We start from the raw sequence: 13,875 nt of genomic DNA, 5'->3' as shown, positions 1-13,875 counted from the left end.
AATACAGGAGTAAGACATGAGCAATATTGTAAAATCTTCAAATTTAGGCTATCCCCGTTTAGGTGAACATAGAGAATGGAAAAAGTTATTGGAAGCCTATTGGCGTGGTGAAATTGATGATCAAAAATTTCATGAAACTGCTAAGTCATTAAGACTTAATAATTTAAAAAAGCAACGCGCATTTGGATTAGATATCATTCCGGTTGCTGACAACTCAGATTATGATCATGTTTTGGACACTATCGCGGCATTTAATCTCATTCCAACACGTTTTGGTAGTTATGACCGTCCGCTAACGCTATCAGAATATTATGCTGTTGCTCGTGGTAATAAGGAAAATGTGGCGGCGGATATGACAAAATGGTTTAATATTAACTACCATTACACTGTTCCCGAATTTGACAATACTAAACCACGCCTCTTAGATAATCGTTGGTTACGTTATTGGCAAGAAGCAAAAGAAGAATTAAATATCAACGGCAAACCAGTTATTCTGGGACCAGTCACGTTAATAAAGCTTGGTAAACTTAACGGAGAATATGTATCATCACCAGAAGATATCAATCGACTTTTGGATCAAATATTACCACTTTATGGTCAGGTTTTTCAGGAACTTGATGAAGCAGGTGTGCAGTGGGTTCAATTGGATGAACCGAGTTTAGTCAAAATTGACGACGATTCAGCTATTTCGCCTTACCAGCGTGTGACAGCTTATTTGCATGAGATTGCACCCAAGCTAAATGTTGAATTGCAGACGTACTTTGATTCAATCGATACTTATCAAGCTGTGGTAGAATTGCCAGTACAAGCGATTGGTCTGGACTTTGTGCATGGCAATGGCGAGAATTTAAAAAGCATTCAACAGTATGGTTTCCCTGAGGATAAGATATTAGCCGCAGGCATAGTTGATGGACACAATATATGGACAGCTAATTTGCAAGAAAAACTCGACTTAGCGAGAACATTGCAATCTTTGGCACCAAATTTGTGGTTACAACCCAGCAATTCTTTGCTCCATGTCCCAATCACAAAAAAATATGAAACAGCAGCAAGCGCCGCGTTATTTGGTGGCTTAGCATTTGCTGATGAAAAGCTTCAGGAATTAGTCACGCTCACAAATGCTTTAAATGGCAACCAAGATATTGACGTTTTTGAGGAGAACAAACGTGCTTTGAAAGCGCTAAACGATTCAGAGGCGCGTAACAATGTCAATGTTCAAGTAGCAATAAAGAATTTATCCAAACAACGATTTGAACGCCAATCAAAATACGCTATCCGTTCTAAAAAACAAGATGATATTTTAAATTTGCCGCTTTTACCCACGACAACTATTGGCTCTTTCCCTCAAACTGCCGTTGTGCGAGCAAAGCGTGCCGCATGGCGGAAAAAGGAAATATCTGATTTGGAGTATCAAGACTTTGTTAAAGCAGAAACCAAACGTTGGATCGAACTACAAGAAAAAATTGGGCTAGATGTCTTGGTGCATGGTGAATTTGAAAGAACCGATATGGTGGAATACTTTGGTCAAAAGTTAGCTGGCTTTTTTGCCACGCAAAACGGATGGGTGCAGTCTTATGGCTCACGAGGTGTTAGACCACCTGTTATTTACGGGGATGTTGATTATTTGGAACCAATTACGGTTGCTGAATCTACTTTTGCACAAGCACAAACAGATAAACCGGTGAAGGGTATGATTACTGCACCCTTGACCATTGTTAATTGGTCATTTGTACGAGATGATGTGCCGCGCGCGACAGTTCAGAATCAAATTGCTTTGGCGTTGAGACAGGAAGTCATTAATTTGGAAAGGGCTGGCATTAAAATTATTCAAGTCGATGAACCCGCATTACGTGAAGGATTACCGCTAAAAAAACGTCATTGGCAAGATTATTTGAATGAAGCTGTTTATTCATTTAAAATAACGACAACAGGTGTTCAAGATGAAACACAGATTCACACACACATGTGTTATTCAGATTTTGAAGGTATTATCGACACAATATCAAACTTAGACGCTGATGTGATTTCGATTGAAACATCACGTTCCCACGGTGAAATCATTGCTGCCTTTGAAAATGCCAAATACGATAAACAGATTGGTTTGGGTGTTTATGATATTCATTCACCAAGGATTCCCACAACCATTGAAATCGAAGACAATATTCGACGAGGATTAAAAGTAATTGATGCGAAACAATTCTGGGTTAATCCGGACTGTGGCTTGAAGACAAGAACTGAGGAACAAACAGTCGACGCATTGCGACATTTGAAAGCAGCGCGAGATGTTGTACTCGCAGAATTGCGCTGATAAAATATTGCTTACTTGCCAATTTTTAAATGGCTCTATAACTGTTAAAACCGATTACAACAACTATATTGTAAGCGGTTTTTTATTGGCTTAATTTTTAGGCATACTGTTAAAAATATGTAAACGCTTTCAATTTTGTTTGAATAATAGTATAATGAGAATAGGAATAGTTAATGTTTATAGTATCTATGAACTTTCTAACTATTTGGCGACAATATTTTACTGATCGATTCAACAACTGGGTTGTTGTTTGTATTAAAAGATTAATCATTATGCTTCGTTCATCAAGTTAATGGCTTACAATGCAGAAAGGAGAAACAAATGATGAAGACAATCGTTGTTGCTACTGATGGTAGTGACGCGGCCATGCGTGCAGTAGCATATAGTGCTAGTTTGGCCAAAAAATATGGTGCAAAAGTAGAAATTATTAGTGTTATTCAATATTCTACTGTTGCTTATCACGATGGTAGCCAAGTATTTTATGCATCCATGACTGACAGCTTAACTAAGTTAGCCAATGAAAATGTCACCAAAGCCGCCAATGTTTTGACAGAAAGTGATGTTCCGTATGATACGCACGTATTTAAGGGCGATGCGCGATTTATACTTGTTAATGAAGTCATGGAAAAGTTCAAACCTGATTTGATTGTAATGGGTAAAACAGGTACGACTTTGTTAACTCGGATGTTTATTGGTTCAACGGCGCGCTATGTTTCAGAGCGGGCAGACGCCGATGTGTTATTAGTCAAGTAGCTTGGTATATTAACGTTACGAGTATCAGAATTTTAAAAATTTTGGTGCTTTTTTATTTGTAGTGAGATGATACAGTTTAACAGGAAAATTATTTTTGAGCATGGCTGATACTGTGTTAAAAAATAGAGAATAGTATCTGTAATTATAAAAGTTGAAATTTGAATTTTTTTCTAACCAAAGTGATAAAAAAAGCGTATCATTAATAACGTAATGATTAAAACGTTTTTTGTAAACGTTATAGAGGGGAGAAGTTAATATGGACTTAGTCGAAGAACTAGTCAATGTTGTTGGTAAAAAAAATGTCATTACCAACAAAGCAAAATCTTTACGTTTTCGGAAAGGGTATCGCTCAGGTAAAGGCGACGCGGTAGCGGTGGTATTTCCAACTACTTTAATGGAAATGTGGCGTGTGCTTAATGTTTTGCATGATAACAATATTATCATTATTATGCAAGCAGCCAATACTAGTTTGACTGAGGGATCCGTACCAGCCCCAGGTTATGACCGTTCTGCAGTTGTCGTGAACGGCATGAAAATTAAAGATTTACAGTTAATCAATAATGGGGAACAGGCACTTGCATTCCCCGGTACAACACTGTTTCACTTAGAAAATGAATTGCGGCCACTTAAACGTGAACCGCATTCAGTAATTGGCTCATCTAATTTGGGTGCATCGGTCATTGGTGGTATTAACAACAATTCTGGTGGTGCGTTGATCAGAAGAGGTCCAGCTTATACAGAGTTATCATTGTATGTTTGGATTGATGAACATGATGAAATGCACTTAGTTAACCACTTAGGCATTGATTTAGGTAAAACGCCCGAAGAGATTATTACCAATTTGCAGAACCGTAATTTTGATTTGAATCAAGTACCAGCTACTGAACATCATGGTTCAATGTTCCATCATGAACAGGTTGTGCGTGATGTTGAATCTGATAAGCCAATTCGATATAATGCAAATCCTAAAGAATTGTATGAAGTATCTGGATCGTCCGGTCACGTTGCTGCATTGGCTGTCCGCTTAGATACGTTCCCAATGGATAAAAAAACACAAATGTTTTACATTGGAACGAACAATCCCGATGAGCTGGAAGATATTCGTCGCCACATTATGACGACCTTTAAAGAATTGCCAGTTTCTGGTGAATATATGCATAAAAATGCTTATAAAATGGCCAAAAAATATGGTAAAGACTCGCTAATTGTAATCGAAAAAATTGGAACGGGTCATTTGCCCCAGATGTTTGCGCTAAAAGCTTGGGGCGAACGCTTTTTGAAGCACATTCCGTTTTTCAAGCCTTATTTCCCAGATCGTTTGCTTCAAACGTTAAGTAATTTATTTCCTAATCAAATGCCAAAACGAATAGATGATTATTACGAAAAATACGACCATTACCTACAATTGAAAATGGCTGGTAATGGTATCGAAGAAGCGCGAGAATATCTCAAATCTTATTTTGACAAGGCAAGTGGCGACTACTTTGAAGCGGACGCCAATGAGACCAGTAAAGCGGCAACTCACCGCTACGTAACAGCTGGTGTTGCGATTCGTTATCAAGAACTGAAGCAGGATAGCATTGACATTTTGCCACTAGATATTGCGTTGGCAAGTAATGATTATAAATGGTTCGAGCATTTGCCTAAAGAAATTGAAGACAAAATAGAACACAAAATTTATTATGGTCACTTACTTGATCACGTCATGCACCAAGATTATATTCTAAAACCTGGCGTCGATGCGCATGAACTTAAAAAAGAGATGCTTAAAATTTTAGATAAGCGTCATGCTGTTTATCCAGCCGAGCACAATGTTGGACATCTATACTTGGCAGCGCCGGCCTTAATCAAGCACTATAAGAAAAATGATCCAACTAACAGTTTCAACCCAGGCGTTGGTAAACAAACAATGTCTAAGTACTGGGGCGAATACTAAAATAAAAAGTTTGTTAAAAAATAACCGTTATCGTCATTTGTCGATTCATCGGTTATTTTTTTATTAGGGACTATGCAATGTGAATGTTTTACTTTTAGGTAAAACACATTTTAGAATAATTTAGACGTTTTTGGTTTGACAATCTGTTCTGTCGTGCTAGCCTGTATAAAAGTATTTTCTTAGACAAATCATTATTTTATAAATCATTAGTAAAATCTGTTTAAAGGGCTAGTCTATTAAACTTTGTGAAACTATAATCATAAAACAAGCTGAATCATTTGATACCAAAGCAATGAGCACAAGTGAATAAATCATGAAAACGCTTGATATTAATTGTAAATTCGTATATAATTTTATTTATCGGAATGAAAGCGCTTACAAAGCTTTCATGTTTAGGAGGAAAATAGTAGCATGTCAGACAATAAAATTTCGGCTGGATTAGCAGCATTGAAAGTTATGTCAGGGTGGGGCGTCCACACAATGTATGGGATTCCATCAGGTACTTTGAGTGGTTTAATGAATGCAATGGGTGATCCAGAAAACAAAATCAAATTCTTGCAGGTTAAACACGAAGAAGTCGGTGCTATGGCAGCTGTCATGCAGTGGAAGTTTGGTGGTAAATTGGGTGTGGCCGTTGGGTCTGGCGGTCCAGGTGCAACGCATTTAATAAATGGTCTTTATGATGCGGCAATGGATAATATCCCAGTACTGGCTATTTTAGGTTCCAAACCAGTACGTGAGTTAAATATGGATTCGTTTCAAGAATTAAATCAGAATCCAATGTACGATAATATAGCTGTTTATAACCGTCGTGTCGCAACCGCAGAACAGTTGCCTCATCTTGTTGATGACGCCATTCGAACTGCAATTGCCAAACGTGGCGTAGCTGTACTAGAAGTACCGGCTGATTTTGGCTTTACAGAGATTGATGCTGACTCACTTTATTCGACGCCACTGTATTCATCAGGCTTAACTTATAAAGAATATAAGTCCGCACCAGTCGATGAATCAGATATTACTGCTGCTGTCGACATTCTTAACCAAGCTAAGCGCCCAGTGATTTATGCGGGAATTGGTACGATGGGGCATGGATCAGCAGTTCAAGCATTATCTCGTAAAATGAAAGCGCCAATTATTACAACAGGTAAAAATTTTGAAACATTTGATTGGGATTTTGAAGGTTTCACTGGCTCCACTTTCCGTGTTGGTTGGAAGCCAGCTAACGAAGCTATTCTTGAAGCTGATACTGTCTTGTTTGTTGGTACAAACTTCCCATTCTCCGAAGTTGAAGGCACTTTCCGAAACGTGAATAAGTTCATACAAATTGACAATAACCCAGCAATGTTGGGTAAGCGTCATCAAAATGACGTCGCTATTCTAGGGGATGCAGGTGAAGCGATTGAGTCTATTCTAGCTAAAGTATCACCTGTAAACGATTCGCCATGGTGGCAGGCAAACGTGGCTAATGTCAAAAATTGGCGTGACTATATGAATAAACTTGAGCAAAAAACTGAAGGTGATTTACAGGCCTATCAAGTTTATAATGCTATCAATAAATACGCAGCAGATGATGCTATTTTCTCAATTGATGTCGGTAATGTCACTCAAATGTCCGTACGTCATTTGCACATGACAGACAAGAATATGTGGCGGACATCACCGTTGTTTGCCACAATGGGTATTGGCTTGCCAGGTGGAATTGGTGCCAAAAATACTTATCCGGATCGTCAAGTGTGGAACCTGATGGGAGATGGGGCATTCTCAATGACTTATCCAGATGTTGTTACTAACGTGCGCTATAAGTTGCCCGTCATTAACGTTGTATTTACTAATACAGAATACGGATTTATTAAAAATAAGTATGAAGACACGAATACGTATAATTTTGGTGTTGATTTCACAGATGTTGATTATGCTAAAATTGCTGAAGCGCAAGGTGCTGTTGGCTTGACTGTTAGTCGAATTGAAGATATTGATCAGGTGATGAAAGAAGCGCTTGATTATTACAATCAAGGTCGCGTAGTTGTGGTCGATGCAAAAATCACCAAAGACCGTCCTATTCCTGTTGAAACCCTAAAGTTAGACACCAATTTGTACAGCGAGTCAGTTGTTGAGGCCTATAAGGAAAAATATGAAGCACATGATCTAGTGCCATTCCGTGAGTACTTAGAAGCACAAGGTATGATATCAAGATATATTAAAGACAACAACGACAATAAATATAGTTTCTAATTTTAAAAAGTAATTTCGCCCGCGAAGTTGCTTTTTTATTTTGACAAAGCATGACACTGTGGTAGTATTAAAAAAACAGGAGGATTAAAATGCTACTTTACCAAAAAAGCGTCTAATTAAATGATTACTATCATTAATTAGGAGCAAAAAAATGATCAATTATCAAATCAATCAAACAATCGCGAAAACTGATTTAACCAAATTGTACAATAGTGTCGGTTGGTTTGCCTATACTAACACTCGTGTAAACCTTATGGCTGCTGTTGCAAATTCGTTAATGGTTGTCAGTGCGTGGGCAGATAATCAATTAGTCGGATTAGTTCGCATTGTGGGGGATGGAGAGACAATTATTTTTATACAAGATATTCTAGTTGACCCGAAGTTTCAAAATCAACATATTGGCACAGAGCTAATGAATCGTGTTTTAAGTCAGTATCCAGCAGTTAGGCAAAAAGTATTATTGACTGAAGAAGCGCCTGATGTCAGGCATTTTTATGAAAAATTTGGTTTCAAATCTGCTGATCAAGGGACGCTTGTCGTTTTTTATAAAAATTTTTAACACTTTTCAATAGAAAAGCAACAATGATTTTTTTTAATCATTGTTGCTTTTTTTTAATCATTGTTGCTTTTTTTTAATCATTGTTGCTTTTTTTTAATTGTAAAAATAGGCTGATGCTGTTTAATATTTTTTTGATAATGAGATACAGACTAACTATTTAATGTTCATTTTATTTATATTTAACTTATATATACTCAAGCAAGATTAGAATAATGATATGTCAAAAGGAGGTACGCGTTTTGCGATTGAAAAAAGTAAATAAAACGGATTGGTGTTTAGTTGGTATTTTGATACTAAGTGCCTTTCTGTATGGTTGGGGTATATGGGACGCTGGTAGTGCCAATAGTTACTATACAGCAGCGATTACCTCAATGACAAAAAGTTGGTCGAATTTTTGGTACGGCGCGTTTGATCCAGCAGGATTCATTACTGTTGACAAACCGCCAGTCGCATTATGGCTAATGGCCATATCAGCTAAAATATTTGGTATACACGGTTGGTCAGTTGTTTTACCCAGTGTTTTGGCGGGTATAGGATCTGTTTACTTAATGTATCAGTTATTAGCACCAAAATTTGGTGTATGGGCCGGACGAGTCGGTGCGTTAATTCTGACACTGACACCGACGGTGGTTGCTAATAGCCGTACGAATAATATGGATGCTATACTAGTATTTTTCTTGCTTTTAGCTGTATATATTTTACAAAAAGCAGTTGCTAAGAAAAATATTTGGCTGGTCATTGTCAGTTTTGGCTTGATTGGTGTGGGCTTCAACATCAAAATGTTGCAAGCGTTCATGATTTTACCAGCAATGCTTGTTTATTATTGGGTAGCAACCAAACTACCATGGAAAAAGAAAATTGCTTGGCTAGTTGCTGGTATGGCTTCCTTATCGATTTTTACAGTAGCTTACCCATTAGCAGTTGATTCGGTTGACCAATCTAGTCGACCATATATTGGTAGCTCACAAACAAACTCATTAATGGAACTAGCATTTGGATATAACGGTACTGAAAGATTGTTAGGTCAATCAACAGGAACCGGAGGTGCTTTCCCTGGTATGGGAAATACTAAAAAATCAAAAGGCGCTCAGAAAAATAACGGTGCTCCGACTGGCAAAAAGCCAAGCGGGTCAGCGCCAACTGGTAAAATGACTGGCAAAGCGCCGACAGGAAAACCAAGTGGTGGGAAAGCCCCCACTGGTACGCCACCAAATCAATCTGCAAATAAAAATACCAAACAGACTAAGGGCAAGGCACCTAGTCAAGCAGGTAAAATGACTGGAAAAACACAAGGTGGACAGGGCGGTGGTAACAGTGCATTTGCCATTGGATCAGCTGGACCCTTTAGACTTTTCCAATCAGACTTGGGTTCACAAATTGGTTGGTACCTACCACTTGCAATTCTCGGACTTATTGCTGGTTGGTTTGGATTTAGGAAGCGTGGTGCTAAATGGTACCATGTCTCTGAGGAACAATCTGAGGTTCTGCTCTGGGCAGGTTGGTTCGTTCCAGTCTATGGCTTCTTCTCAGTTGCTAGCTTCTTTCATCCATATTACACAATTATGTTAGCCCCTGCGATTGCTGCATTAACAGCAATTGGCGTGGCAGCAGTTGTGAAAATGTCTGCTCAAAACAATAAAGAATCAATGATTGCACGAATAGTCGTTAGTGTGGCCGTATTAACAACTCTCCTACTGCAAGCGTACTATGTATGGTCGTATTACCAAATTATCAGCATTGTTCTGATTATTGTAGCAATTGGCTTATCGATTTGGTGGCTATTGCCTAGACACATCAATAGCAAAATAAAAATTATTTTGTCGGCAATTAGCATTCTACTAATGGCAAGCTGGTGGTCATTAACACCGACATTGTCACATAATTCTGCAGCAATACCAGCCGCCAGTCCGTCACTGCTAAGCCAAGCTGGTGGCAGTGATATGGGTGGAGAAGTCAATAGTCAATTATTGAGTTATACCAAGAAGCACCAAGGTAATGCCAAATATTTGTTTGCCACAACTGATTCTAACTCGGCATCTGGATATATTATCAAGTCCGGTAAAGCAGTCATGGCATTAGGTGGTTATAACGGAACAGATCCAACTATGTCACTCTCTGAATTCAAAAAGCTAGTCAAGTCGGGACAACTGAAATACTTCGTAATGGGTAATAATAGTAAGACCTCGAGTGGTCAAATTAGTAAAATACTAACTTGGGTTAAAAAGAATGGTACTAAGGTCACATATAGTTCTAGCACATCAAATCAAAGTTCCTCAAGACAACAAATGGGCGGTCAATCACAAAGTTCAACATTATATGATTTATCAAATATATATCAATAAGAAAGGAGCACTTTGAATATGCTATCACGGTCAAAAACACCTCGTTTGGGACTTGTTTTACCAGCCTATAACGAGCAAGAAGTCTTACAAATCATTTTATCTAAATTAAAACAAATAAAATTAGATTTAGTAAGAGAAAATCTGATCAGTAATGATAGTTTTATTCTTGTTGTAGACGATGGTTCTCAAGATGGTACATGGCAAGTTATTCAGGACCAGAAACTGATAAATTCAAATTTGATTGGTGTCAAACTTTCTAGAAACTTTGGTCATCAATCAGCTTTATTAGCAGGAATGTCTGAAGGAATCAAATTAGCGGACATTCTCATAACACTCGATGCTGATTTGCAGGATAATCCGAATGTCATTAGAGAAATGATTGTTAAATATAATGAAGGTAGTGAAATTGTGTATGGTGTCAGGTCAAGCAGAGCAGATGATACTTGGTTCAAAAGAAATTCAGCATTAGCATTTTATAAAATGTGTACTTTCTTGGGTGTTGACATGATTCCTAACCATGCAGATTTTAGATTGATGAGTCAAACTGCTGTTAAAGCACTTCTAAAATTACCAGAACGAAATGTATTCTTACGTGCGATGGTACCTTTGTTAGGATTTCAAACAGACAAAGTCTTTTATGAACGTGGCAAGCGACAGGCGGGAACATCAAAATATCCATTGAAAAAAATGTTGAGTTTTGCAATTGATGGTATTACAAGTTTTAGTGTTCAGCCTATTCGATTACTATTTGGTCTAGGAATGTTTGTTACCAGTGTGGCTGGTATTGAAATTATGTACACAATATTTGAAAAAATGATTGGTAATACTGAAGCAGGTTGGTCATCTTTGATGATTTCAATTTGGCTGTTAGGTGGTATTAACTTGGTAGCTATATCTGTTATCGGTATTTATATTGGTAAAATCTTTACAGAGGTCAAACATCGACCATTATTTGAAATTGAGACCAAAACAGAATCGTCTATTAAAAATTATCAACCTGAAAAGTTATAATGATAATGCGATGCTATTGAATTAAAAAGACAGAAATATCCAAAAAATGGATATTTCTGTCTTTTTTTGAAGTAAATTGTCAAAAGAAGAATAAAGTTTTTCAAATCGTTTTCCCAACATAAAAACGCTTGTTGATTTCATAAAAATCAAATGTTTTTAAATTATTTTTGGCAAGATGATGGATTGCCCCTTGGGCAGGCATGAGGTTGATTGGATATTCAAATGTATCACCAACTGTCAATACAACAACAGGTTTGTGGCTTGCATAGGCGTAACCCATTTCCCAAATGGTGCCGGTATCTTGATCACTTGCATCGAGTAAAGCAACTACGACATCAGCATTATCAATTGCGCTGACATCATCATCAAAAGTAGCCGTTGCCCATTCTTGGTCAGGATTGAACTCACCATTGACAATCGGATTAGAACCTTCGTATTGATGTAACAAGGGCACATGCACGTGGGCCACTGTTTGATTTTGTAATAGCTCAGCATAAGCATCTTTTAGAAGCTTTTCTTGAATCGGATTAAACCAACCAGCTGCTAAATAAATTGTTTTTCCGCTATGGGGTAATCTATCTTTGCCTATTTTTTGTAATTCATCAATGAGTGTCATGTTACGCTGCTTCCTTTTTTATTATTTTCTTTAACAAAAGCATAGCATATTCTGTGATTGCTTTGGATATTCATAACTTATTCGGGTAGTTAAACAGCACATTTTTTCGTTTTTAGGGGATGAGCTTAGAGAGATATTATAATGGCCTACATTATTGAATATATTGCACAGTTTAATCGCTACGCCGATTAGAATCATGTATTGACGAAATTTCCGTTTTAATTTATGATAGGCATAGGGGGTATACCCATCTATACGGTATAATAAAGGAGAAAGATATGTCACATAAAATTGAACATCAAAAAACTGAATTAGTAAAAAGACTTAACAAAATTGAAGGCCAAATATCTGGTATTAAACGAATGGTTGAAAATGAAAAGAGTTATGCCGATATTTTAATTCAGTTGAATTCATCACGTTCAGCTATTCAAAAAATAAGTCAGATTCTTTTGGAAGCGCAAGCAGAACATTCATTAATGCTTGTCAATGAAGGTGAAAACTTAGAGACTCAGATGACCGTATTAAGGCAAACTATAATACAATATAACAAAATGAATTGAGATAGCGCCCTATGTCAACTATCACAAATAACAATAAAAATTACGCGTATTTAAAAAAACGTGTTATAAATTTAGCATTTCCAACAATCATTGAAAATATTTTGGAGACAACAGTAGGTTTTTTTGATGCTTTGATGGTCTCAAAAATTGGACTTTTGGCAGTGGCGGGTGTTGGCATTGCAAATGCCATTCTAAATGTATATATTGCAATTTTTATTGCGATTGGCATCGGGACATCATCATTAATTTCTAGAAATATTGGTGCAAAAAAATATAATCGAGCCAAGGCTCATGTGAGTCAGTCTATATTGTTAGCGATATTTTCAGGTGTTTTACTTGGTTTGATAAGTTTATTTTTTGGTAAATATCTCTTAAGTTTCATGGGAGCCAGTAAGCAAACGTTAGTATACGCATTAAATTTCTTTAGCATAGTTGGTGGTGGAACAATTGTAATTTCACTAATGACTGTACTGGGGAGCATTTTGAGAGCGACTGGTGATACGAAATCACCAATGAAAATAGGTTTATTGATTAACCTATTAAATGTTTTTCTTGATTTTATTTTGATTTTTGGTTTTGGGCCTCTACCTGCGCTAGGAGTGATTGGAACTGCCATTGGAACGGTGATTTCTCGTTTAGTAGGATGTGTATTATTGTTTAAGAAAATACAATCATCTCCTGTTGCAATCTCATTGCCAACAATTTTCAAAAAACAAAATTACAGTGATTTATTAAAGTTATCTATTCCAGCAGCATTAGAACGTCTAGTAATGAGAGTGGGGCAAGTCTTCTATTTTGGATTAATAGTTGCCATCGGCGCAAAGACGTATTCTGCACATTCAATCGCAGGTAACATTGAAAGTTTTGTTTATATGCCAGCTTATGGTCTGGCAACGGCTGCCTCGGTTCTCACGGGTAATAGTATAGGTAGAAATGATATTCGAGAGGCAAAGCAAGTTGCAATGATTGCGGTACGTTATGGTGTATTAATACTGACTGTATTTGGTATTGCTTTATTTTTTGGATCGCCTGTTATTGCAACATGGTTCACACAGGATACTGACGCCGTTCGTCAAATTATTACTGCTTTAAGAATTGATGCTTTTAATCAACCTGGGTTAGCAATCAGTTTAATTTTAGTAGGTGCATTGCAAGGAATGGGTGATACAAAGTCACCACTTTATAGTACAGCTTTTGGTATATGGATAACGCGTATTTTAGGTGTCATTACATTAGGTCAAGTTTTAAATCTTGGCATAGCGGGAATTTGGATAGCGATTGGCATTGATCTGTATAGCCGGTCACTGTATTTATATTATTGTTTCAATCGCAACATCAATTTATTAGAGAAAAGTCCGAGAAATGTGTATTAATTTACTAAATGCAACCAGACTTAGTAGTGAGTGCTGATATTTGAGTGTTTTGATAGTTATGATTTGGAATGGTTTGCTACAATAGCACAAAAAAGGGTTTATTTTAGCTTGAGGGAGTGAAAATATCACAACTAATACATGTAATATCTGTGAATGCTATGATAAACAATACTGTGTTGACTGTT

The 13,875-nt window shown here is 37.1% G+C and carries 10 protein-coding genes; 9 read left to right on the top strand and 1 reads right to left on the bottom strand.

The window, feature by feature from the left end:
- The first annotated feature begins 16 nt into the window (after nucleotides 1-16).
- The 7 genes from metE to ACI3ES_RS05905 all read left to right on the top strand — a co-directional run bounded on the left by metE (nucleotide 17) and on the right by ACI3ES_RS05905 (nucleotide 11,141).
- Nucleotides 17-2,308, top strand: coding sequence for a 5-methyltetrahydropteroyltriglutamate--homocysteine S-methyltransferase (gene metE, locus ACI3ES_RS05935; protein WP_407631942.1), 2,292 nt, complete (start codon nucleotides 17-19; stop codon nucleotides 2,306-2,308).
- 321 nt (nucleotides 2,309-2,629) lie between these two features.
- Complete coding sequence (locus tag ACI3ES_RS05930; protein WP_114667005.1) at nucleotides 2,630-3,061, top strand: universal stress protein; 432 nt, start codon at nucleotides 2,630-2,632, stop codon at nucleotides 3,059-3,061.
- A gap of 256 nt (nucleotides 3,062-3,317) precedes the next feature.
- Nucleotides 3,318-4,997: a D-lactate dehydrogenase gene (gene dld, locus ACI3ES_RS05925; protein ID WP_114667006.1), complete on the top strand. Its 1,680-nt coding sequence runs from the start codon at nucleotides 3,318-3,320 to the stop codon at nucleotides 4,995-4,997.
- Between the two features lie 411 nt (nucleotides 4,998-5,408).
- Nucleotides 5,409-7,229 carry a pyruvate oxidase gene (gene spxB, locus ACI3ES_RS05920; protein ID WP_114667007.1) on the top strand — a complete coding sequence of 607 codons (1,821 nt, stop codon included), beginning with the start codon at nucleotides 5,409-5,411 and terminating at the stop codon, nucleotides 7,227-7,229.
- Nucleotides 7,230-7,380: 151 nt separating this feature from the next.
- On the top strand, nucleotides 7,381-7,788 hold the full coding sequence (locus ACI3ES_RS05915) for a GNAT family N-acetyltransferase (protein ID WP_114667008.1): 408 nt from the start codon (nucleotides 7,381-7,383) through the stop codon (nucleotides 7,786-7,788).
- Between the two features lie 212 nt (nucleotides 7,789-8,000).
- Entirely contained in the window at nucleotides 8,001-10,130 is a 2,130-nt protein-coding gene (locus ACI3ES_RS05910) for a glycosyltransferase family 39 protein (RefSeq protein ID WP_371866764.1), read from the top strand.
- An 18-nt stretch (nucleotides 10,131-10,148) separates the two neighbouring features.
- Entirely contained in the window at nucleotides 10,149-11,141 is a 993-nt protein-coding gene (locus tag ACI3ES_RS05905; protein ID WP_114667010.1) for a glycosyltransferase family 2 protein, read from the top strand.
- Between the two features lie 100 nt (nucleotides 11,142-11,241).
- On the opposite strand, the gene ACI3ES_RS05900 is transcribed toward ACI3ES_RS05905, so the two are convergent.
- Nucleotides 11,242-11,757 carry a nucleoside 2-deoxyribosyltransferase gene (locus ACI3ES_RS05900; RefSeq protein ID WP_142511703.1) on the bottom strand — a complete coding sequence of 172 codons (516 nt, stop codon included), beginning with the start codon at nucleotides 11,755-11,757 and terminating at the stop codon, nucleotides 11,242-11,244.
- A gap of 278 nt (nucleotides 11,758-12,035) precedes the next feature.
- On the opposite strand from ACI3ES_RS05900, the gene ACI3ES_RS05895 reads away from it, so the two are divergent.
- On the top strand, nucleotides 12,036-12,317 hold the full coding sequence (locus tag ACI3ES_RS05895; protein WP_114667012.1) for a metal-sensitive transcriptional regulator: 282 nt from the start codon (nucleotides 12,036-12,038) through the stop codon (nucleotides 12,315-12,317).
- A gap of 11 nt (nucleotides 12,318-12,328) precedes the next feature.
- Nucleotides 12,329-13,690 (top strand): MATE family efflux transporter, encoded by a 1,362-nt coding sequence (locus ACI3ES_RS05890; protein ID WP_114667013.1) that lies wholly within the window; start codon nucleotides 12,329-12,331, stop codon nucleotides 13,688-13,690.
- Nucleotides 13,691-13,875: the final 185 nt, after the last annotated feature.

It is taken from the genome of Leuconostoc falkenbergense, assembly GCF_045801155.1.
GTDB lineage: Bacteria > Bacillota > Bacilli > Lactobacillales > Lactobacillaceae > Leuconostoc > Leuconostoc falkenbergense.
This window is presented reverse-complemented; position numbering and strand designations above follow the sequence as displayed.